Raw genomic sequence first — 22687 nt, forward strand, 5'->3', positions numbered from 1 at the left:
TTTTTAATCTGTTCATGGATTCATCATAGCGTTTCGATTATGTGGTTTAAATCTTATATAAGCGACAATTCATTCTATTTTTGCAACATTAAATATAATCAGAAATTTAACTTAAAAAAATAGCCTGCAGGTGCAGGCTATTTAGGGCTAATTGCCAGAATTAATTAAGGAATTTTACCGTTACGCCAGAACGAACTTTTTTACCAAGGTCGTTGGCATCCCAGTTGGTTAAACGGATACAACCATGCGATGCAGTTTTTGAAATTGCAGATGGGTTAGGTGTACCGTGAATACCAAATGATTTTTTGCTTAGACCAATCCAAATGTTACCTACTGGACCGTTTGGACCTGGTGGTAAAGAAAGTGGCTTTAAGTTTTTACCTTGAACAAAGTTGCTTGGAGAATAGCTATACCAAGGGTTTGGTGCTACGCCAGTTACTTTATAGGTGCCTTCTGGTGATGGGGTATCCGAGCTACCAATAGTCGCTGGGAAAGAAGCAATCATTTGGTTGCGACTATTAAATAGATACAGTTGTTTTGCACCTTTATGCGCAACAATTAAATGAATGTCTTCTGGGAGTTCATTGCGAATATTCGTCACAATAATCTTTTCACCAGCTTTCTTGAATGTTGCTTTTGGATTAAGTTTCTTCAAGAAATCTTCATCCATGTGGAATTTTTCACCTAACATTTCTGTCACACGAGTGTAGTACAAACCTTTCATTTTGGCTTGTAATGCGTAGTCGTGTGGAATAGATGGTGCATATGGACCTTTAAGGTCAGCATCGGTAATGGTGTATTCTACAAATGCTGGGCGATTCCCTTGTTTAGCCACTAAGGCATCCCAAGTTTGTTTGGTTAAAGTTCCAGTTGGCTGTAAACCATTCATTTGCTGAAAAGTAGCAAGTGCTTTTAATGTATTTTTACCACTGGTACCGTCAATCGCACCCGGTGAAGCATGTGAGTTATTCAACATGACTTGAGTTCGTGCATAAACAGGGAATTGACCTTTACCAATGTTGTCAAACCAAGATGCATTATTCAGACCATCAAGTGTCCAAGAAGCTTTTGCAGCAGGAGAAGTGGCTGCTGTTGCTGAACTCGTTGCTACAGCTGCACTAGCTGGAGCAGTTCCAATATCTGCTGTGTTATCTTCAGATTGTTGAAGATTTTGTAAAGTCTGTGACGCTTTATTTAAGTCTTGCTGTTCTTGAGGCGTAATTTGTGCATCTTGTGCTGAAGATGCTGCGCCTACAGCAAGAGGATTAATTGGGTCTTCTACGGCAGTATTGGTAACGACTTTGGGCTTTAATGGTTGTTCAGCAGTAGTAGCTGTGGCAAAAGCTGTGCCAGCAAAAAGGCAGCCTAAACTCATTGCGAGTATTGTGCGAACGAACATGTAATTCAACCTTAAGAATTATTCATTTACTAAGTGACAAACTACGCAAGTATTGCAGAAAAAAATGGCAGATGCAGTATTTGTTTTGTTTAAATAGACGTTTGTCCAACAAGAACATTAAATTTTAATCATGCGAGAAGTTATTAAAATTTAATCCTTTTTGTTATGATGCTGCAAAGATTAAATTAAGTTAGGAAAGTCAATGGCGACCTTAAAAAATGATCGTTTTCTGCGTGCTTTATTGCGTGAGCCTGTTGATACTACGCCTGTATGGATGATGCGTCAGGCAGGACGCTATTTACCTGAGTATCGTGAAACACGTGCAAAGGCAGGTGATTTCCTTTCTTTATGTAAAAATACTGAGTTTGCATGTGAAGTAACCTTACAACCTTTACGTCGTTATGACTTAGATGCCGCAATTTTATTTTCAGATATTTTGACCGTTCCAGATGCATTGGGTTTAGGTTTGTATTTTGAGGCAGGCGAAGGCCCAAAGTTTCATAAAACCGTGCGTACTGAACAAGATGTCATGAATTTACCGACATTCAATGCAAAGTCGGATTTAGATTATGTCATGAATGCGGTATCGACCATTCGTTCTGCTTTAGGCGGTCAGGTACCCTTAATTGGTTTTTCGGGAAGCCCATGGACTTTAGCGACTTATATGGTTGAAGGTGGTTCTAGCAAAGACTTCCGCTTTACCAAGAACATGATGTACGCGCAGCCTGAAGTTTTACATGCTTTGCTTGATCGATTGGCGATTGCAGTCATTGACTATTTAAACGCACAAATTGATGCGGGCGCACAAGCTGTTCAAATCTTTGATAGTTGGGGCGGAGCATTAGCGCATCGTGAATATATCGAATTTTCATTAAATTACATGCAAAAAATTGTTTGTGGTTTAAAACGTGAAAAAGATGGTCGCAAAATTCCAGTGATTTTATTCACTAAAGGTGGCGGTCAATGGTTAGAACCCATGGTTGCAACAGGTGCAGATGCACTTGGATTAGACTGGACGACGCCACTAACTGTAGCACGTAAAATTGTCAATGGTCGCGCAGCATTACAAGGTAACTTAGACCCTGCAACTTTATATGGTTCTTCACAAACGATTCAAAAAGCCACTCAAGCCATGTTAGATGACGCGTATGCCAATGGTGAAAAAACGGGATATATTGCGAATTTGGGTCATGGTATTACCCAATGGGTGAACCCAGATCATCCGAAAGTGTTCATCGACACCGTACATGAATATAGCGCAAAGTATCTATAAATTTAGGTTGAGTATTTACAGTGTTGCGTGTTGCTCAATCTTGTGTTGAGTTTTCTTATAAGGCAGCTTCGGCTGCCTTATTTGGAATACTTTTATTATTGGCTTTTGTATTTACTGCGCCATTAGGTTATGAACAACATTATGGTTTTTATCGTTATGACTACCTGTTGTTTTATGCCTTAATTATTCAGTGCTGCTTATTATATTTAAAATTAGAATCTTGGGCAGAAGCCAGAGTCATTGCCCTATTTCACATTATGGCAATGGGGATGGAAATTTTCCTTACGCATCCAGCCATTGCTTCATGGCAATATCCACAACCTGCAATTTTTAAACTGTGGACAGTGCCTTTATTTGCTGGGTTTATGTATTCAGCCGTCGGAAGTTTTTTTGCGCGTTCTTTACGGCTTTATACCGTGTCTTTTAAGGCTTTGCCAAAATTCAGTCATATGTTGACCTTGGCAGTGTTGTCTTATTTGAATTTTATGAGCAAATTCTTTATTCCAGATATTCGCTATGTACTGTTTGGCTGGAGTATTGTGATGTTTTGGAAAACTAAGATTCGTTTTGAGTTGCAACATCACACCATTCAATTGCCGATGTTGCCTATTTTGTGGGTCTTGGCTTTTATTATCTGGCTTGCTGAAAACGTGAGTACTTTTTACAAAATCTGGCTTTATCCAAGTCAGGTTGATGCTTGGCATATGGTGGGTTGGGGCAAGCTAGGTTCATGGTATTTGTTGCTATTGTTAAGTCTAGTTTTAGTCTTGAAAATACTTGGAATACGCAACTCAAAGGGTGATTGGCAGTTAAATAATGATGAATATTAATAATTTAGTTTAAGTTTTTTAACTTTAATATAAATTGTTTTGCGTTATTAAAGATATGCGGATAATCTAAGTTTGTGTAATCCATTATTACATGTAAATAATTAGAACACTCAGAGAATAATTCTGGAGAAGTGCAATGTTAAAAAAAGTAGCGTTAGCAGCAGTATTGGCAATAGGTTCTACAGCAGCATTTGCAGATAGCGATGCAGGTTGCGGTATTGGTTCTGAGATTTGGGCGGGCCAATCAGGTAAAGTGCCGAAGTTACTTGCTGCTACAACAAATGGTTTATTTGCTAACCAATTATTTGGTATCACTTTTGGTACTCTCGGTTGTAGTGGTTCGGGTACAGTCACTGCACAAGCAGTCACATTTACCAATGAAAATGCAGAAGCATTGGCGCGTGATATGGCGGTAGGTCAGGGCGAAAGCTTGAATGTGTTAGCTGAATTACTCAATATTAAAGCAGAAGATAAAGCGCGTTTCTTTGCCGTATCTAAGCAAAACTTTGCTGAGATTTACTCTACAGAGAATAAAGATTCCTACCAAGTACTCACATCGCTACAAGCTGTAATGGCAAAAGACCAAGTCCTCAAAGCTTACGTCTAATCGATTGTTGTAAAACCCTGTCCATCTGACAGGGTTTTTTATATCTAAAAAATTAAATTTGAATGAAAAAGATTGCTTTATTTACGGCTTTATTCGGTTCTAGTCTGGCGTATGCCGTTGAACCGACATCATCTATCCACTATGTTGAAATGGCGACCCAGAAACATCTAGCGCAAGAAACAACTTGGCAAAGATTAATGTATGCCAATGCCAAAGGGCAAAGTGAAGTTCATTATGCAGGTTACTTTCTTAGCCCAGAAAGAGGTGGACATTTACAAAATGAATTAAATGCCAATATCGAAGCATTGTTTTTATCCGCAGCGCCGAATCAATCAGTACGTTGTAAATTTCCAGCACGCAGTCAATGGTTAATCAAGCGACTGAATATTCCCGCGACAGATTTACCACACGTTGAATGTCCTGAATTAGACAAATGGATTGGCGAAATTAAGCCCTATAAAGCGACTTTAATTTATGCAACTGACTTTATGGGTAATCCGAGTTCGATGTTTGGGCATACTTTATTGCGTTTAGACCCCAAAGATCAGAAAGAATTAAATTTGGTTTCCTATGCTGTGAACTATGCAGCCACGGTCGCAAGCGCGGATGGTTGGTCTTTTGCTTGGAAAGGTTTAACAGGGCAATACCCCGGTGAATATTCTTTAATGCCGTATTATCGCAAAGTAAAAGAATATGGTGATTTAGAAAGTCGTGATTTGTGGGAATATGAACTTAATTTAAATCCAGAAGAAACACGCTTTTTGGTACAGCATATTTGGGAAATGCAACATGTGACTTTTCCCTATTATTTTGTTAGTGATAACTGTGCTTACCGACTGTTAGGATTGATTGATTTAGTCCGTCCCGAACTCAATTTAAGTCAGCAGTTTAAAGTCGCAGCAATTCCAATGCAGACCATTAAAGCGATTGATCAGCAAGGAATTGTTCGTGAAACAGTCTATCGTCCTGCCTTAGAAACTCAATTATTGGCGCAAGCCAAACAGCATGGGCAAAGTTTGGCTAAAACAGCCCATCAGGTTGCTTTTGCTGAACAAAAACAAAGATTAGATATTTTGGCAGCTTATTCTGTGGAAGATCGTGCCAAAATTTTAGAAATGGCCTATGACGATTTGTACTTACAATTGGTTGCACGTAAAGTGGATGTTGCTTTTGCACAGCCTAATCTACGTGAATTACTGACTTTACGCAGTGCGATTGATTTAGAGAGGCAACGTAAAGAACCTGAACGTCCACGTATTGATCCGACACAATCACATGACGCTCGAAATTTCTCGGTAAAAGCAGGAACTGTGCAAGGCGATGAATTTATTGAGTTGGGACACCGTCAAGCCTATCATGATTTGATTGATCCTCAAGGCGGTTACCGCGTCGGAACACAATTGTTGTTTTGGGATGGCGCCATTCAATTGCGTGAGGATGAGTTGAAACTGGAGCATTTCGACTTTCTGACAGTAAATTCTTATAACCCGATTACAGCGTTTAAAACCCCGTTGACATGGGGATTTAATCTAGGTTGGCAACAAGAAGCGACAGATTCTTCAGGGCGTTTTAGTGAACAGGATCAACATGGTGTTGCCAGTTTAAAAATGCAGATGGGTTATAGCTATGCAGATTCAAAACGAGAGAATCTATGTTATGCGCAAATGCAAACCTATCTTCAAGGTGGAAAATCATTAGATAAAGGCTGGCGATTGGGTATGGGGCCGACGGTCGGTTGTCAGAACATTTGGGCAGACCATATTAATTCGATTGTGCAGGTCGAATTGCCATATTGGGAAGATTCGCGCCAGTGGCAAGTTCGATTGAATTCACAAGTACAATATGCCTTGAATGCGCAGAATGCATTACGTGTAGGGTGGGAATACCAATATCAAAATCATCAGGACTGGAATAAATTGAGCTTGGGTTATGTCCGATTCTTCTAAGCTTAAGCGAAGAAAAAGGCACTTTCGAAGTGCCTTTTTTGCAGTCTATTTTATTTTTTGATCAGTTGTCCCTGTTCATCGATGAGTAATTCACCATCCTCTTTGCTAAAAGAACCACGTTGTGGTGCAGAAAGAATTTCAAGAACGACTTCGGATGGACGGCATAACCTTACGCCAAGTTTCGTTACCACAAAAGGACGATTGATTAAAATTGGATATTGCAGCATAAAATCAATGAGTTGGTCATCGCTGTGAGTTGACAGTTCTAATTGTAATTCTTCATAAGGTGGAACATTCTTGCGTAAAACGTCACGTACAGATAATCCTGAGCGCTTGATTAAATCAATCAATTCTTGTTTAGTAGGCGGGGTTTTAAGGTATTCAATAATTTCTGGTTCTTGACCTGTATTTTGTATCAGACCAAGGGTATTTCTGGACGTACCACAAGCAGGATTATGATAAATCTTAATCATTTTTTAGACATCATCTTTTGTTAAATAAACTTTATTGCATTTATATATGGATATACGTATATTTGCAATTATTAATTTTTGGGCTGTAAAATGGATCAAACTGATTTCTTTAAATGTCTCTCTGACCCCACTCGCTTAGACATTATGAAGTGGGTACTGGTGAGAGAAAATGTCTGTGTATGTGAACTGACGGAATTATTGCAATTGAGTCAGCCTAAGATTTCACGACATTTGGCATTGTTAAGAAATTTGTCGGTTTTATTAGATCAGCGCAAAGGGCAGTGGGTATATTACCGCGTAAATCCAGACTTACCTGAATGGGCGAATGCGGTGTTAAAGATCATTGCTCAGTCAGCGCAAACAGACAGAGAAACTCTTTATTTGAATACTTCGACCAATGTCCATTGTGATTGATTCACTTTATTCAGTAGGTCTATTGCCCGATAACTGATGTTTGAATGAATTTAATACTCAGATGGAGTCCTGATTAAATAAAATCAGAATCGAAGGTGTCTTGTATTTAGAAGATTGGATGCTTGTTTGTTTTAAGCTGATCAAAAAATCATATCGAATGAGATCTATTCGATACAAAAACATATCTCCCTGATTGAGAAAATACATGTCGACTTCTAGACTTTCGTTTTTAGACCGCAATTTAACCTTGTGGATTTTTATTGCCATGGCGCTTGGAGTGGCAATAGGGGTATTTATCCCTCAAGCTTCGGTTACTTTAAATCAAATGCATGTCGGCAGTATCAATATTCCAATTGCCATTGGTCTTATTGTGATGATGTATCCACCGTTGGCAAAGGTGGACTATGCAGCTTTACCAGAAGTTTTTAAAGATAAGCGAACCTTGATGCTGTCACTGGTACAAAACTGGTTGATTGCACCGTGTCTGATGTTTGTCTTGGCAATCATATTTTTACAATCTTATCCCGAATACATGACAGGACTGATCTTAATTGGGCTGGCACGTTGTATTGCCATGGTTTTGGTTTGGAATGATCTGGCATGTGGCGATAACCAATATGTTGCAGCATTAGTTGCATTTAACAGTATTTTCCAGATTTTATTCTTCAGCAGTTATGCATGGTTATTCCTGAGTTTCTTACCGCCATATTTCGGGGTTGATGCTCAAGTCATTCAAGTTAGTTTTTGGATGATTACCCAAGCGGTACTGATCTATTTGGGCATTCCATTTTTATTGGGCTTTTTAACCCGACTGATTTTAGTCAAACAAAAAGGCTTGGCGTGGTATCAAACCCATTTTCTGCCAAAAATTGGTCCACTCAGTTTAATGGCATTGCTTTTCACCATTGTAGCGATGTTTAGCCTCAAAGGTGGTGAAGTGGTCAGTCTGCCGATGGATGTATTGCGTATTGCGATTCCATTGACCATTTATTTTGTGGTGATGTTTTTTATCAGCTTCTTTATGAGCAAATGGATGGGTAATAACTACGCGCGTACCACTGCGATTTCATTTACGGCTGCGGGCAATAACTTTGAACTGGCATTGGCTGTTGCGATTGCAACCTTTGGTTTGGCTTCTCCAGTCGCATTTACCACGGTTATTGGCCCTTTGGTGGAAGTTCCTGTGTTGATTGCATTGGTCAGTGTGTCTTTGTGGTTGCGAAAAAAATATTTTAAAACAGAGGTGTTGGGATGAGTTTTGCCCATATTGATTTAGCGTTAATACCAAAGCCGACACTAGAGCAAGTCCAAGCGAAAGCTATTCAGCATCCGCCACGCATTTTGCTGTTGTATGGTTCAAACCGTGAGCGTTCTTATAGCCGTTTAGCAATACAGGAAGCGGGTCGAATTCTGGAATACTTCGGCGCTGAAGTGAAAATTTTCCACCCTAAAGGCTTACCTTTGCCAGAGGATGCTGATCTGGAACATGCAAAAGTCAAAGAGTTGCATGAACTGTTGGCTTGGTCTGAAGGCATGGTTTGGTGTTCACCAGAACGTCATGGCTCCATGAGTTCGATTTTTAAAGCACAGATTGACTGGATTCCATTGGCAGCAGGGGCTATTCGAGCGACACAGGGCAAAACACTGGCCTTGATGCAAGTGTGTGGTGGTTCGCAATCATTTAATGCACTCAACCAAATGCGTATATTAGGACGCTGGATGCGCATGATCACCATTCCAAATCAGTCTTCGATTCCAAAAGCATTCTTGGAATTTGAAGAAGATGGCTCCATGAAAGATTCCTCTTTCTACACACGTATTGTGGATGTGATGGAAGAATTGTATAAATTTACTTTGTTGACTCGTGGTCAGGCAGCCTATTTAACGGATCGTTATTCAGAACGTGTTGAAACCGCAGAACAGTTGTCGAAGCGTGTGAATCAGCGCTCACAATAAGATAAAAATAAACCCCGAATGCTTCGGGGTTTATCTTTTAATTCATTTGAGATGAATCAGTAACTTTCAGGCACTGCACTGAGGAATTCACGACGTGATTCTTTATCGGTTTTAAATTCACCAATAAATGAAACGGTACGAGTCGTTGACTCTTGTTTACCGACACCGCGCATCATCATGCACATATGTGCAGAATCAATCACCACAGCAACACCACGTGCTTGAGTAACTTCAGCAACCGCTTCTGCAATTTGCTGAGTCAAGTTTTCTTGAATTTGCAAACGACGTGCGAACATTTCAGTAATGCGAGCAAATTTAGACAAGCCAAGCACATGGCCTTCAGGTAAATAAGCAATATGTACGCGACCATAGAACGGGAGGAGATGGTGTTCGCAAAGCGAATAAAATTCAATATTTTTCACCAAGACCATTTCACGGTTGTCTGATGGAAACACCGCTTTATTGGTGACTTCTTCTAGCGTCTTACTATAACCAGACGTTAAATACGAAAACGCTTTAGCAGCACGCACAGGTGTATCAACCAAACCTGGACGATTTAGGTCTTCACCAACGGCAGTTAAAATATTTGCGTAGGATTGCTGCATAGACATAAGACGTTTTCACTTACTCTTATATTGAACAAGGACGGCATTGTACCAGAAAACCGAAAAAATACCGTGTTTAATATCAAAATCCGATTACTGTTTGTGCTTCGGATTTTTTTCTGAACGTTTAAGTAGAACTAAAACGGCGCCCGTACCCCCCTGATTATCAGGTGCGCTGACAAATGCCAGTACGTCACGATGTTGACGTAACCAACCGTTGACATAGGTTTTTAAAATGGCTTCAGGTCCTTTGCCGTGGACAATTTTAATGACATTTTGATTTTCATCTTTTGCCATTTGAATAATTTGTAATACGGCAGCACGGGCTTGTTCTACAGTACAGCCATGCAAATCTACAGCTTCAAACCAGCGTAATTTACCAGCTTTTAAATCTTCAAAAACTTTATGTTGCAACGTCGCAATGCGGTAACTCAAGTTTGCTTGACTGGCTACAGGGTTAAGCATGGCTTGTGTGTCGGAAAGTTCAGCCATTTCAGATTCAGTTGGACCAACAGCCGCTGCTCGCTTTGCTAAAACCTGAGCGTCTAATTTCTTTTTTGGGCTTTTGGCAATTTGAGCGATATTGCCTGCATCTATTTTTTGTACACCTTGCATGGATTTTAGAAATAATTCGGCATCATCTGGCTCAGCTATTACAGCTTGCTTTTTCACTTCAACTTGCCGTTCAGTAGCGGTTGAATGTGGATGATTAATTTGCTTTTTAAAAGCCTTCAGTAAGTTGTACTGATCTTTAGAAAGCGATGAATCATGTTTGCTCATAATGTCTAGAAATAACTGCAAGATGGGGTTTAAGCGGCAATTATAGTCGGATTTTGCAGTAAATTGAACTGAATTACATGCAATGGCTGTTGTGTAGAATGAAAATAAGAGATCGGTGATGAGTTTTTTTGTTTTTCTAAAATAACACCAAGTGAAGCACTGATTTATGGGAAAGATGTTTTTATGCGGTTTGGTTGGTAAGAAAAGAAGTTGAATGATTCGATAACAATAATGGGATGGAAAAACATAAAAGATATATTAAGATATATCTTATTGAGTGATTGGTTCTCCTAATATATCAACAGGGAAAGATCTTTTATGAAAAAAAAGAGTTGATTACATTAGAAAAGTTGCGGATTTGACTTGAGATAGCTCGTTGAGCTATAGCGCAAACTTAGAGGGATTTAAACCATTGAGCCTAGCCTCTTACTCCATTTGTATGACTTCTTCTGTAAATCGTAAATCAAAAAGGTGATTCTTATGGCAAAAATTCATGTTAAGCATATGTCTTGGCTCATGCCTTTGTTCTTATCGGGGCTGATGAGTGGCTCCCTGTCTTGTTTTAATCTTTTTGTGAATAAAGGCTTAATGCATGGTTTCGTAGAAAAGTGGTTGCTAACATGGGCGATGTCTTGGCTCATCGCTTATCCACTGATTTTAATCTTTATTCCCTTAGTTAGAAAAGTTTTGATGTTGATTGTTCAAGTACCTGAGGAGTCGGCTAAGTCGTGATTGCCTAGTTTGGAAACTTTTATTTGAATTGATCTTATGGAAGGGTGGGCTTGAGTTGAATACAAGTAAGTTGCCATCAGAGTAAAAAATTTTTACTCTGATGGCATCTGTTTAAATTTCGGCAGGCTGACCAAATAATGCGGTGAAGGCATGATCTGGACGAGTTTGCTTCATGAAGCTTTCACCGACCAAGAAGCTATGAATATCATGCTCTTGCATCATACGAACATCTTCTGGGGTTGCAATCCCACTTTCAGTAATAAGTAAGCGAGAAGAATCAAGTAATCTCTTCAAACGAATTGATGTATTTAAATCCACATCAAAGGTTTTAAGATTACGGTTATTCACCCCTAACAAGCAGCGCTCAGAAAGTTGTAATGCACGCTCAAGTTCTTCCTCATCATGTACTTCAACCAAGACATCCAAATGATGCTCAAACGCTGTTTTTGACATTTCTTCTAATTGTTGGTCTGACAAGCAGGCAACGATCAATAAAATACAGTCAGCATGCAGGGCACGCGCCTCGATGACATTGTACGGGTCGACTAGAAAATCTTTACGCAGTGCTGGCAAAGCACAGTGTGTACGCGCGATTTGAATATTCTCATCTGCACCTTGGAAAAAATCGACATCAGTTAAAACCGATAGGCAAGCCGCACCCGCTTGTTCATATTGTGCTGCAATTTCAGCAGGATTAAAGTTTTCACGAATAATCCCCTTTGAAGGTGATGCTTTTTTAATTTCAGCAATGACACCTGGGCGCTTCTTCATCAATGCTTGAGCAAAACCACGCACGGGTGTTGCTTCTTGTGCCCATTGTTCCACATCATGCAGGCTACGTTGCTTGAGGCATGCTGCCAGTTCTTCCTGCTTACGATCAACAATTTTGCCTAAAATTGTATTTGCGATATCAACCATGTGAGCATCCTTCCTTAAGCTTCGTATTGTTTGAGTGTTTTGGTAAATTCAGACAGCACACTCATTTTTTCTAAAGCCTGCCCACCGTAAATAATGTCGTGCGCTAAAGCCACACCTTGTTTATAAGTTTTGGCTAAACCAGAAACATAAATGCCTGCGCCTGCATTTAAGGCAATCATGTCTGCGGCTTTGGCGCCACGATCAGATTTTTTTCGGCCGAGCGCATCTTTAATCAGGGCTAAACTTTCAGCAGAATCTTCAATAATTAAGCCTGTGAGGGTTTGCGATTCAATCCCGACATCTTCAGGATTAATCACCCATTCACTCACTTCGCCATCTTTTAGTTCAGCAACATAAGTTGATGATGCGAGGCTAATTTCATCTAGTCCGTCTTTAGAATGCACCACCATCACGTGTTCAGCGCCAAGTTGCTTCATCACTTCTGCAATTGGGCGGCACAATTCATTTGAGAACACCCCGATCACCAGACGCTTTACTCCAGCCGGATTCGTAAGCGGGCCGAGTAAGTTGAAGATGCTACGGATACCGAGTTCCTTACGTGGACCGACTGCATATTTCATGGCTTTATGATGGTTGGGTGCAAACAGGAAACCGACGCCAATTTCACGAATGCAACGCTCAGTTTGTTGCATGTTCAAATCAAGATTAATGCCTGCTTGCTCTAACAAGTCAGATGAGCCAGATTTGGTTGATACACCGCGGTTGCCATGTTTGGCAATGGTGGCACCAGCCGCAGCGATGACAAAGGCTGAAGCGGTAGAAACGTTAAATAAGTTCTGTCCATCACCACCCGTACCGACAATATCAATCAGGTTGGGTACATCGCTCACATCAATTTTTGTGGCGAACTCACGCATCACGCGTGCAGCAGCCGTAATTTCATCAATGCTTTCACCCTTTAAGCGTAGCCCCATCATTAATGCACCAATCTGTGCATCAGTGGCTTCACCACTCATGATAGTTCGCATGACCTCTTCCATTTGTGGCTGAGTCAGGTGGATATTCTTGGTAATATGATTTAAAGCTTGTTGAATATTCATTTATGCATAAATCTCTAAAAAGTTTTTGAAGATTTGGTGTCCGTGTTGGCTGAGGATCGATTCTGGGTGGAACTGCACACCTTCGACAGGCAGTGTCTTATGTTTTACGCCCATAATTTCTTCCATTGAGCCATCAGCTTCTTGGGTCCAGCAAGTAACTTCTAGACAATCTGGCAAGCTCGCTTGATCAATCACCAAAGAGTGATAGCGGGTTGCAGAGAATGGTGAAGGTAGATTGCTAAAAATTCCCTTGTCACTGTGATACATGTCCGATAAACGCCCATGCATAACGGTTTTGGCGCGAACGATATTACCGCCAAAAGCTTGTCCGATACTTTGATGACCTAAGCACACACCGAGTAATGGAATTTTTCCAGCAAAATGTTGAATGGCTGGAATAGAAATACCTGCTTCAGTGGGTGAGCAAGGTCCCGGACCAATGACCAAATACTTCGGTTGCCATCGTTCAATGTCTTCCAAAGTCACGGCATCATTACGGACTACTTTTACTTCTTGGTTCAACTCGCCAAAATATTGCACGATGTTGTAAGTAAAGGAGTCATAATTGTCGATCATGAGAAGCATTTCAGATGTAACCTCTTGAGTTGCATAATTTTATCGCTTGGTACTTTTGTCGTTATCTCTGTAGTCGCCCATTTTAATTAAAACGAGTGCCCATATTTGAGTTTGACATAAAAAAGCCTGCTAAGCGCAGGCTACTTTATCAGTTTTTAACAGTCTTGTGATAATTTCATATACAATCATCATGCTACGAAGGATTTAATTGTCATTTAAACCCAATTGCATAATCCGAATTTTTGTTTCTTTTACGGCATCTTTCACCTTTTGTTGAAAGTCTTGCATATGCGCCGTGTTTAAATGCTGCTCCAAATGCGCTAAAGATTGCCATTTTTCAAACATAATAATCGAATTAGAAGGTTTGTATTGGAAACTGGCGTTACTGTCTTGATCAATATAAAGCTCATAACCAAAACAACCTGCTTCCTGTAGCACTTTAGGCGTGACATTCTTAAATGCATTCAGGACAGTTTCAAAATGTACTATACCTTCATGAATTTGAATTTCTGCAATGACAGTTAACATGGTGATGTCCTTTATACTGTAAAAATCGTATCTAAGTGTGAGCGATAGGCTTCTAAATATTGAGGTACATTCGGTGCTTTAATGACGTCATTGACAATAAACGTGTCTAAACCTTGCATACCTAAGAATTGATTTGCTTTGTGAAAGGGTAGATAGACACCATCGACCCCAACTCCCTCAAAGAATTGTTCTTGATCTTCAAATGCTTCGATCGGAGCATTCCACGTGAGAGAAAGCATATATTTTTTGTCGTGAATTAAACCACCTGATCCATATTTTTTGCTGGCATCACTACGTGAACGCCCATCATTGGCATACAACGTACCATGACCTATAGTAAAAACATCGTCGATGTATTTCTTCATAGTCCATGGCGCACCCATCCACCAACCTGGCATTTGATAAATAATTACATCCGCCCAAACATAGTTTTCAACTTCTTGCTGAATGTCATATTGAGCATCTGTTCTTGTAATACGAACATTGTGTCCCTGTTGACTTAAATGGGTGTTTGCAAAATTGGCTAGTGTGTCGTTAAGTTCGCCATTTGAATGCGCGAATTGTTTTGCACCGTTGACAATCAGAATGTTTTTCATTGAATGACTCAACCAAATTTTTTGAATTGGGCAAAAGTATAATTAAGTCTTTGATGCTGAAAAATCGATGAATCTGCAAAATATTCTTGATTATAAGTCAATAATTGGGTTTTAAAATTGCATAACAGAACTAGAGAGTAGATCGTAAAAGTAGCAATTTTATTGCTGTGACATCCATTGTTAAGCAATTAAAAAAATCAGGAATTTTAAAGGGCTTTTTTTCTGATGATGATCATTAAGTTGTGACATCTTGATGTTAAACTGAAGGTTTAAAATTTAATCATGATTGATGAATAGTAGCATATGGTCTAGTGCATTTTTTCTGGATTATTTATGCAGCATTTTTTAAATTTTTTCTCCTTCAAAACCATTCGCTAACCATTCTTTTGCATGGGTGTTTCATTCTTTGAGACTGCTAATCTTCAGATGCCGATTGCATCTCAGTGAATGAGTGAAATTCGTAAGTAATATTTTTAAGAAATCCATAATTAAGGATGACTATGGTTTTCTTAGAAATATGTTACTTGTTGAAAAATATCGATGTGAAATCGAACGATTAAAGATAGTAAATATTGGATTCGAAAAGAACATAGATATTTTGCTCTTGTGGGATTACAAGAGTTTGCTGCTAAAAAGGATTTGGAATCAGGATGATAAATAAGAAATAACAGATTTTGGTGTAAAAAAAAGTACGTCACTGTTTCATGACAAGGACATGAGTATCTTTCCATTTTTGGGGCTCTATACCGTAATCGTGAGCAGAACTCTCTTAATTCAAATATAGCTTTGTTTACTTGAGCTTATCGGATCGAATTGAGCATCTAAAATAGTGAGCGTTATTTTCTGGATTACAGTTTTGAGTATTAAAAATACTGCGTAATAGCAGCAAGCTAAAACTATCTGAATTACCCCACATGGGTAACCACCGAGATTAAGTAGTTCACTATTTAATCTTTAATAAGTGCGTGTATTTATAGGATCGAAACACATCCACTTGTTTAAATTGACTAAAGGAATAGAGATGAAATTCAATAAGAAAAAATACCTCAATATTGCGGTATTGTCAGTATTGTCTGGTCAAACTTTTGCTGCTGGTTTAGAGCGCTCGCCACAGCAAATCGATGCGCTGTTTGAAAAGGGTACCTATGCAGAAGTAAGTTATACGCATATTGATCCTGATGTACAGGGGACTGACACGAGTGGAAATCATATATCTGATTTGGCAGAAGATTTTCAAACAATGGGTTATGCCGTAAAAACTGACTTAAACCCAAGCTTCCGTTTGGCGCTCATTTATGATGAGCCATATGGCGCAAAAGTAAAATTTGAAGGCGAGAATAATTTTATCGCGACCAATTTACCTGCATCTGATGCCTATACACGCGTTGAGGTAAAGTCAAAAAACCTCACAACTTTATTGGGTTATAACCTCAATAAAAACTTTATGATCTATGGTGGTCCTGCATTACAAGAACTACAAGCAGATGTACATTTACGTGGTTTAACGTATCAAGCCTCAAGTGGATATAACAATAGTTTTGATGATATGGCTGTAGGTTGGGTTGCTGGTATGAGCTATGCCAAGCCTGAGCTAGGTATTCTTGCATCGTTAACTTATCGTTCTGAAATTGAACATAAAACAGTAATTAAAGAAGATGTTCCTTTGGCAGACCTAATTGGCTTCGATTATTCACATACCAATAGAGGCAGTGTGACAACGCCAGAGTCTGTGAACTTAAATCTGCAAACGGGTTTAAATCAGACTACGGCTGTATTTGCTAGAGTCCGTTGGGTGCCATGGAGTGATTTTGCTTACTATCCACCAGCATTAAAAGCGACCACTGCATATGCGTTACAAAATGGACGAGGGTTGCCTTTAGTAACGTATCATGATGACCAAACCGCTGTTGAACTTGGTGTTGGTAAGCGCTTATCACCAAAACTTGCAATGTCTGTTTCTGGTTTATGGGACTCTGGTGCAGGTGCACCTGCACCAACTTTAGGTCCTGTTGAAGGTTATTGGGGTGTGGGTTTAGCGGCTAAATACAACATTAACCAAAATGTCGCTTTTAGTTTAGGTGGTCGTTATATGTGGTTTGGTGATGTAAAAGGTGAGGTATCAGATGGCCGTGTCGTTGGTGATTTCAAAGATAATACTGGTTATGCCGTGGGGATGAAAATTTCTTATTCATCTAAATAATCAATAAAAATATTTACCAGTTTAGGTCCTTCCTTCTCCCTGAAAATGGGGGAAGGAAATTTTTTACTCATGGTCTTTTAAATTTACCATCACGTTTTTTTGCTGCTTTTTTATTTCTACCATCTATTGGCTTATTCATGTTTTAAAATGCAGCACGCTTTAGTGCATAACGTATGTTTTACTGTATTAAAAAAATGCATCCTTTTATTTCCAAGTACTCATTTAAATGTAGGTTTGTATGTAAATTTAATCAAAATATTGATTTTTAATAATAAATAAATATTGGCATAAAATTCGCTTTATGAATCTTAACTTGTATACAAGATAGGATGCATAAAGTGAGCATACTTCAATCTTTTGGCTGGACCATCGCAGAATGGCAAAATGCCTATAAAACACAACACATTCAATTAACGGATTTAATGACGTGGGTACAGGCTTTTGATACAGAAGATACAGCGTGGATTTCCCTTGCGACTCCTCAAATTTTGCAACAACAGATTGAAGAATTAGAAAAACATAGTACAACCAGTACAGCATTATTTGAACAGTTCCCGTTGTATGGCATTCCATTTGCTGTCAAAGACAATATTGATGTTGTTGGCTTTGCCACAACAGCGGGTTGTAAAGTTTTGCATGATATGGCGCAAGAAGATGCCGAAACAGTGCGTTTGCTGAAACAGGCAGGTGCGATAGTGGTGGGCAAAACCAATCTTGATCAATTTGCAACAGGCTTGGTCGGTACACGTTCTCCATTTGGGGCAGTCCCGAATAGTTTTAACTCTGAGTATGTTAGTGGCGGTTCAAGTTCAGGTTCTGCCAGTGTGGTGGCACGTGGTTTGGTACCATTCTCATTAGGCACAGATACCGCAGGTTCTGGTCGTGTACCTGCCGCTTTTAACAATATCGTGGGGTTAAAACCAACCAAAGGACGTTTTTCAAATTATGGTTTAATGCCAGCCGTAAAAAGTATTGACTGTATTTCCATATTTGCCTTAACGGTAGACGATGCGGAGGTCGTGGCGCAGGTACTGGAACAATTTGATGTGCGTGATAGTTACTCACGGCATAACCCTAAAACTGCTCCTGCAAAATTATCTTCTGCACTTCATTTTGCGATTCCAAAAACTTTGCAATTCTTTGGTGATGTACAAGCAGAGCAAGCTTTTCAGCAAGCGATTGCACAACTAAAGCAAATGAATGTCACGTTGACTGAAATTGATTTTTCAATTTTTGAACAATTGGCAACACAGCTTTATCAAGGCCCGTGGGTGGCTGAGCGTACGATAGCGGTTGAAGCATTACTCGAACAAGCTCCAGAAGCATTTGATCCAACCGTCTTGGAGATTGTTCAACAAGGCAAAAACTATACGGCACTCGATGCTTATAAAGCCGAATATCTCAAAAATGATTTGGCGCGACAAATTCAAGAGTTGCTGTCAGAGTTTGATGCCTTGGTTGTACCTACATCACCAACCATTCATACCCTTGCAGAAATGCAGCAGGAACCGATTCAATACAACTCACATTTTGGCACTTATACCAATTTTACCAATCTTGCAGACTTAAGTGCTTTGGCACTCCCTGCGGGTTTCCGCGAAGATGGTTTACCGTTTGGCATCAGCTTGATTGCACCGGCATGGCATGACCGTGCTTTGGCAGATTTTGGTCGTCAATGGCAAGCACATCTGCAATTGCCTTTAGGTGCGACAGGACGTCCTTATGCTGAAAAGGTAAAGTCAATCTCTGCACTATCCGCACAGCATATTCGTGTGGCGGTAGTGGGTGCACATTTAACAGGCATGCCCCTGAATTTCCAACTCAGCACACGCCAAGCAGTGCATGTCGAAACCACTAAAACCTCAGCCAATTATGCCTTATATGCACTGAATGGCACGATTCCACCAAAACCAGGTTTGGCACGTCAAAGTAATGGACAGGAAATTATCGTGGAACTATGGGATGTGCCAACAGCTCGATTTGGTGAGTTTGTCGCTGAAATTCCAACGCCATTGGGGATGGGCAATGTTGAGCTGAGTGATGGGCGTTGGGTCAAGGGTTTTATTTGCGAGCCATATGGTTTAGCCGATGCTGAAAATATCAGTCACTTTGGGGGCTGGCGCGCCTATATTGAGCATCGTAATGCGCAACAACTACAAATAACACATTAAAAAAATAGGAACGCTCATGTTTAAAACTGTATTAATTGCTAACCGTGGTGAAATTGCTGTACGTGCAATACGTACCTTAAAAAAATTAGGAATCACTAGTGTTGCTGTGTATTCGGACAGTGACCGTTATGCGCAGCATGTTCAAGATGCTGATCTGGCAGTGGACTTACAAGGAACCAAACCCGCTGATACCTATTTATCGATTGAAAAATTAATTGCAGCTGCTAAACAAACAGGTGCTGAAGCAATTTTTCCAGGCTATGGTTTTTTGTCTGAAAGTGCTGAATTTGCACAAGCCTGTGAAGCTAACCATATTGCTTTTATGGGACCAACTGCCGAACAGATTTTGGAATTTGGTCTGAAACATCGTGCGCGTGAATTGGCGGCTGCTGCACATGTCCCAATGACACCGGGGACAGGTTTGCTCAATAGTTTAGAAGAAGCATTGGTTGCTGCGGCAGAAATTGGTTATCCAATTATGCTGAAAAGCACCGCAGGAGGAGGTGGTATTGGTTTAACCCGCTGTGATACGCCTGAAGCACTGCAAGATGCCTATGCTAGTGTCAAACGTTTAGGTGAACAATTTTTTAAAGATGCAGGCGTGTTTTTAGAACGTTTTGTCGATAAAGCACGTCATGTTGAAGTCCAGATTTTTGGCGATGGCTTGGGTCAAGTAGTGGCATTAGGTGAGCGTGATTGCTCATTGCAGCGCCGTAACCAGAAAGTGGTGGAAGAAACGCCTGCTGCATTATTGCCTGAAGCGACGCGTCAGAAGTTGCATCAAGCGGCAGTAGAACTAGGTGCTTCGGTGAATTATCGTAGCGCGGGCACCGTCGAGTTTATTTATGATGCTGCGCGTGATGAATTTTATTTCTTGGAAGTCAATACTCGTCTACAAGTCGAGCATCCTGTGACAGAAATGGTAACAGGGCTGGATTTAATTGAATGTATGCTCAAAGTGGCTGCGGGAGATGGTTTAGATTGGGAAAAATTGCAGAATATTCAGCCGCAAGGTGCTGCGATTGAAGTGCGTATTTATGCAGAAGACCCAGTGAAAAACTTTCAACCGAGTCCGGGAGTATTAACTGAAGTTTATTTTCCTGAACACGCTCGTGTAGATACATGGGTGGCGACGGGCACAGAAATTTCACAATACTTTGACCCGATGATTGCCAAAATCATTGTTCATGCGGAAAACCGTGAACAAGCGATTGCAAAATTACAGCAAGTGCTGAGTGAAACACGCCTTAACGGTATCAGTACCAACTTGGATTATGCCCGTGCAGTCATTGCTGATCAGCGTTTTGCCGAGATGAACATTTGGACACGGATGTTAGATGATTTTACGTATGTGCCAAAAGTAATTGAAGTTTTGCAGCCGGGAACTTTAAGCTCGATTCAAGATTATCCAGGACGGACAGGCTATTGGGATATTGGTGTGCCACCTTCAGGGCCAATGGATGATTATGCCTTCCAATTGGGCAATAAAATTGTGGGTAATCCACAAAATGCTGCTGGGTTTGAATTTACCTTACTCGGACCTACACTCAAGTTCCACACAGCAACGACCATTGCTTTAACAGGTGCACCTTGTTGTGCAACCTTGGATGATCAGCCTGTTGCATTTTGGTCGGCGATTAAGGTGAAGGCGGGGCAGGTGCTTAAACTGGGTCAAGTTGAGTCGGGATGTCGAACTTATTTGGCTGTAGGTCATGGTTTGGATGTCCCGTTATATTTAGGCAGTCGTGCAACTTTTGCTTTAGGTAACTTTGGCGGACATGCAGGGCGTACATTACGTACTGGAGATATGATTAAACTGGTTGATCCTGATATGCCGCATACTGGATTAACTTTGGCGGCAGCAGAGCCTCAAGATCTCGCACCTGATTTAATTCCAAGTTATGGGCGTGAATGGAAAATTGGTGTGCTCTATGGTCCGCATGGCGCTCCTGATTTCTTTAAAGCAGAATATATTGAAGAGTTTTTCCAAACCGAATGGACAGTACATTTTAACTCTAACCGCTTAGGTGTCCGTTTATCAGGACCCACTCCAAGTTGGGCACGTGAAAATGGTGGTGAAGCAGGTTTACATCCCTCCAATGTACATGACTGCGAATATGCAATCGGGGCAATTAACTTCACGGGAGATTTTCCTGTGATCTTGGCAAAAGATGGTCCGAGTCTAGGTGGTTTTGTTTGTCCAGTCACGATAGCCAAAGCAGAGCTGTGGAAAGTGGGCCAATTAAAAGCCGACGATAAAATTAGCTTTTACCCGATGACAGTCGAGCAAGCCAATGCTTTAGAACGTCAGCAAATTGAGCAGATTGAGAATTTCTCTATGGCTGAAACGGTTGCTGAAGTATCCGCAGTGACTGAAATCGGAAGCACCATACTGGCTTTACGTGAGGAAACAGCAACAACACCAAAAACAATCTATCGTCAGGCAGGAGACAGTTATATTCTACTGGAATATGGTGAAAATGTATTAGATTTGGCGCTACGTTTACGCGTGCATCAATTGATGCAAATGATTCGTAATGCCAACCAAGATGGCATTTTAGAACTGTCACCTGGGGTGCGTTCACTGCAAATTAAATATGATGGTCTGGTGATTTCACAGCCACAACTGATTGCACATTTACTTGAGTTGGAATCTTCAATGGGAGATTTAAGCCAGCTCAAAATTCCATCTCGGATTGTGCATTTGCCAATGGCATTTGAGGACAGTGCGACTTTGGGCGCTGTGGAGCGTTATCAGGAAAGTGTCTGCGCCAAAGCACCATGGCTGCCCAACAATGTTGATTTTATTCAACGGATTAATGGCTTAGACAGCCGTGAACAAGTCCGCGACATTATTTTTGATGCCAATTATTTGGTGCTTGGCTTAGGTGATGTCTATTTGACTGCACCTTGTGCGGTGCCAATTGATCCGCGTCATCGTTTACTCAGTTCGAAATATAACCCTGCACGTACCTTTACTGCGGAAGGGACGGTCGGTATTGGCGGTATGTACATGTGTATTTATGGTATGGACTCACCGGGTGGCTATCAGTTGGTGGGGCGTACTTTGCCTATCTGGAATAAATTTAAACAAAACAAACAATTTGGTGATAAGCAATGGTTCTTGCAGTTCTTCGACCAAATTAAATTTTTCCCTGTTACCGAAGCAGAATTGAATCAATGGCGTACCGATTTTGCACATGGTGTAGCGCAGATTCAAATTGAAGAAACTGAGTTTGATTTTGCCAATTATACCCAATTTTTACAGGACGAAGCGGAAAGCATTGCCGCATTCAAGCAACAGCAACAACACGCTTTCAGTGCAGAAGTCGGGCGTTGGAAAGAGGAACATAGCACGCAACCCGAAGAAATCGTTCAGCAACAGTTCGAGGACTTTGGAGATTTCTTGGCTGTGAATGCGTCTATGACGGGGAATATTTGGAAAATTTTTGTTGAGTCTGGTCAGGAGATTAAAAAAGGTGAAACAGTTGCTATTATTGAAGCCATGAAAATGGAGCTGCCTGTGTATGCGACTGAAGATGGCATCGTTAAAGCGGTCATTTGTCGTGCGGGACAAACCGTACACAGCGGAGAACCTTTGGTGTATATGGAATAGAGTTGA

The 22687-nt window shown here is 40.5% G+C and carries 20 protein-coding genes; 11 read left to right on the forward strand and 9 right to left on the reverse strand.

Annotated elements, in window-relative coordinates:
• Positions 1–160: 160 nt before the first annotated feature.
• Positions 161–1399 (reverse strand): L,D-transpeptidase family protein, encoded by a 1239-nt coding sequence (locus F4W09_RS00930; protein WP_151503723.1) that lies wholly within the window; start codon positions 1397–1399, stop codon positions 161–163.
• Positions 1400–1601: 202 nt separating this feature from the next.
• Between F4W09_RS00930 and hemE the strand changes: the two genes are divergently transcribed.
• From hemE to F4W09_RS00950, 4 genes are all read left to right on the forward strand, one after another.
• A complete protein-coding gene (gene hemE, locus F4W09_RS00935; protein ID WP_044737410.1) occupies positions 1602–2672 on the forward strand; it encodes a uroporphyrinogen decarboxylase in 1071 nt (356 codons plus the stop codon).
• Between the two features lie 23 nt (positions 2673–2695).
• Entirely contained in the window at positions 2696–3502 is an 807-nt protein-coding gene (locus F4W09_RS00940) for a DUF817 family protein (RefSeq protein WP_228130573.1), read from the forward strand.
• A 136-nt stretch (positions 3503–3638) separates the two neighbouring features.
• Entirely contained in the window at positions 3639–4109 is a 471-nt protein-coding gene (locus F4W09_RS00945) for a DUF3015 family protein (protein WP_016166941.1), read from the forward strand.
• Between the two features lie 62 nt (positions 4110–4171).
• Positions 4172–6055 (forward strand): Lnb N-terminal periplasmic domain-containing protein, encoded by a 1884-nt coding sequence (locus tag F4W09_RS00950; RefSeq protein ID WP_151503724.1) that lies wholly within the window; start codon positions 4172–4174, stop codon positions 6053–6055.
• A 50-nt stretch (positions 6056–6105) separates the two neighbouring features.
• On the opposite strand, the gene arsC is transcribed toward F4W09_RS00950, so the two are convergent.
• Positions 6106–6528, reverse strand: coding sequence for an arsenate reductase (glutaredoxin) (gene arsC / locus F4W09_RS00955; RefSeq protein WP_151503725.1), 423 nt, complete (start codon positions 6526–6528; stop codon positions 6106–6108).
• Positions 6529–6618: 90 nt separating this feature from the next.
• Here arsC and F4W09_RS00960 point away from each other — a divergent pair, with 90 nt between their 5' ends.
• The 3 genes from F4W09_RS00960 to arsH all read left to right on the forward strand — a co-directional run bounded on the left by F4W09_RS00960 (position 6619) and on the right by arsH (position 8898).
• On the forward strand, positions 6619–6942 hold the full coding sequence (locus F4W09_RS00960; protein ID WP_044737407.1) for an ArsR/SmtB family transcription factor: 324 nt from the start codon (positions 6619–6621) through the stop codon (positions 6940–6942).
• 205 nt (positions 6943–7147) lie between these two features.
• Positions 7148–8197 carry an ACR3 family arsenite efflux transporter gene (gene arsB, locus F4W09_RS00965; protein ID WP_016166937.1) on the forward strand — a complete coding sequence of 350 codons (1050 nt, stop codon included), beginning with the start codon at positions 7148–7150 and terminating at the stop codon, positions 8195–8197.
• Positions 8194–8898 (forward strand): arsenical resistance protein ArsH, encoded by a 705-nt coding sequence (arsH, locus tag F4W09_RS00970; RefSeq protein ID WP_044737406.1) that lies wholly within the window; start codon positions 8194–8196, stop codon positions 8896–8898. The genes arsB and arsH overlap by 4 nt, the downstream gene beginning before the upstream one ends.
• 56 nt (positions 8899–8954) lie before the next feature.
• On the opposite strand, the gene folE is transcribed toward arsH, so the two are convergent.
• Positions 8955–9503, reverse strand: a complete 549-nt coding sequence (gene folE, locus F4W09_RS00975) for a GTP cyclohydrolase I FolE (RefSeq protein WP_171069590.1) — start codon at positions 9501–9503, stop codon at positions 8955–8957.
• A 93-nt stretch (positions 9504–9596) separates the two neighbouring features.
• Entirely contained in the window at positions 9597–10283 is a 687-nt protein-coding gene (locus tag F4W09_RS00980; protein WP_151503726.1) for a Smr/MutS family protein, read from the reverse strand.
• A gap of 480 nt (positions 10284–10763) precedes the next feature.
• On the opposite strand from F4W09_RS00980, the gene F4W09_RS00985 reads away from it, so the two are divergent.
• The gene (locus tag F4W09_RS00985) at positions 10764–11015 is read left to right on the forward strand and encodes a DUF2798 domain-containing protein (RefSeq protein WP_016166933.1); all 252 of its coding nucleotides are present in this window, start codon (positions 10764–10766) and stop codon (positions 11013–11015) included.
• 111 nt (positions 11016–11126) lie between these two features.
• Here F4W09_RS00985 and trpC read toward each other — a convergent pair whose 3' ends face one another.
• The 5 genes from trpC to F4W09_RS01010 form a co-directional block, all read right to left on the reverse strand.
• On the reverse strand, positions 11127–11933 hold the full coding sequence (trpC, locus tag F4W09_RS00990; RefSeq protein ID WP_151503727.1) for an indole-3-glycerol phosphate synthase TrpC: 807 nt from the start codon (positions 11931–11933) through the stop codon (positions 11127–11129).
• Between the two features lie 14 nt (positions 11934–11947).
• The gene (trpD, locus tag F4W09_RS00995) at positions 11948–12994 is read right to left on the reverse strand and encodes an anthranilate phosphoribosyltransferase (RefSeq protein WP_151503728.1); all 1047 of its coding nucleotides are present in this window, start codon (positions 12992–12994) and stop codon (positions 11948–11950) included.
• Complete coding sequence (locus tag F4W09_RS01000) at positions 12995–13579, reverse strand: anthranilate synthase component II (protein ID WP_016166930.1); 585 nt, start codon at positions 13577–13579, stop codon at positions 12995–12997.
• 195 nt (positions 13580–13774) lie between these two features.
• Positions 13775–14098: a putative quinol monooxygenase gene (locus F4W09_RS01005; protein ID WP_151503729.1), complete on the reverse strand. Its 324-nt coding sequence runs from the start codon at positions 14096–14098 to the stop codon at positions 13775–13777.
• An 11-nt stretch (positions 14099–14109) separates the two neighbouring features.
• On the reverse strand, positions 14110–14694 hold the full coding sequence (locus tag F4W09_RS01010) for an NAD(P)H-dependent oxidoreductase (protein WP_044737401.1): 585 nt from the start codon (positions 14692–14694) through the stop codon (positions 14110–14112).
• Positions 14695–15715: 1021 nt separating this feature from the next.
• Between F4W09_RS01010 and F4W09_RS01015 the strand changes: the two genes are divergently transcribed.
• The 3 genes from F4W09_RS01015 (at position 15716) to uca (ending at position 22681) form a co-directional block, all read left to right on the forward strand.
• The gene (locus F4W09_RS01015) at positions 15716–16894 is read left to right on the forward strand and encodes an OmpP1/FadL family transporter (protein WP_104441695.1); all 1179 of its coding nucleotides are present in this window, start codon (positions 15716–15718) and stop codon (positions 16892–16894) included.
• Positions 16895–17232: 338 nt separating this feature from the next.
• The gene (gene atzF / locus F4W09_RS01020; protein WP_151503730.1) at positions 17233–19065 is read left to right on the forward strand and encodes an allophanate hydrolase; all 1833 of its coding nucleotides are present in this window, start codon (positions 17233–17235) and stop codon (positions 19063–19065) included.
• A 16-nt stretch (positions 19066–19081) separates the two neighbouring features.
• Positions 19082–22681, forward strand: a complete 3600-nt coding sequence (gene uca / locus F4W09_RS01025) for an urea carboxylase (protein WP_151503731.1) — start codon at positions 19082–19084, stop codon at positions 22679–22681.
• Positions 22682–22687 lie beyond the last annotated feature (6 nt).

This window comes from Acinetobacter tandoii, assembly GCF_008867985.1.
Taxonomy (GTDB): Bacteria; Pseudomonadota; Gammaproteobacteria; order Pseudomonadales; family Moraxellaceae; genus Acinetobacter; species Acinetobacter tandoii.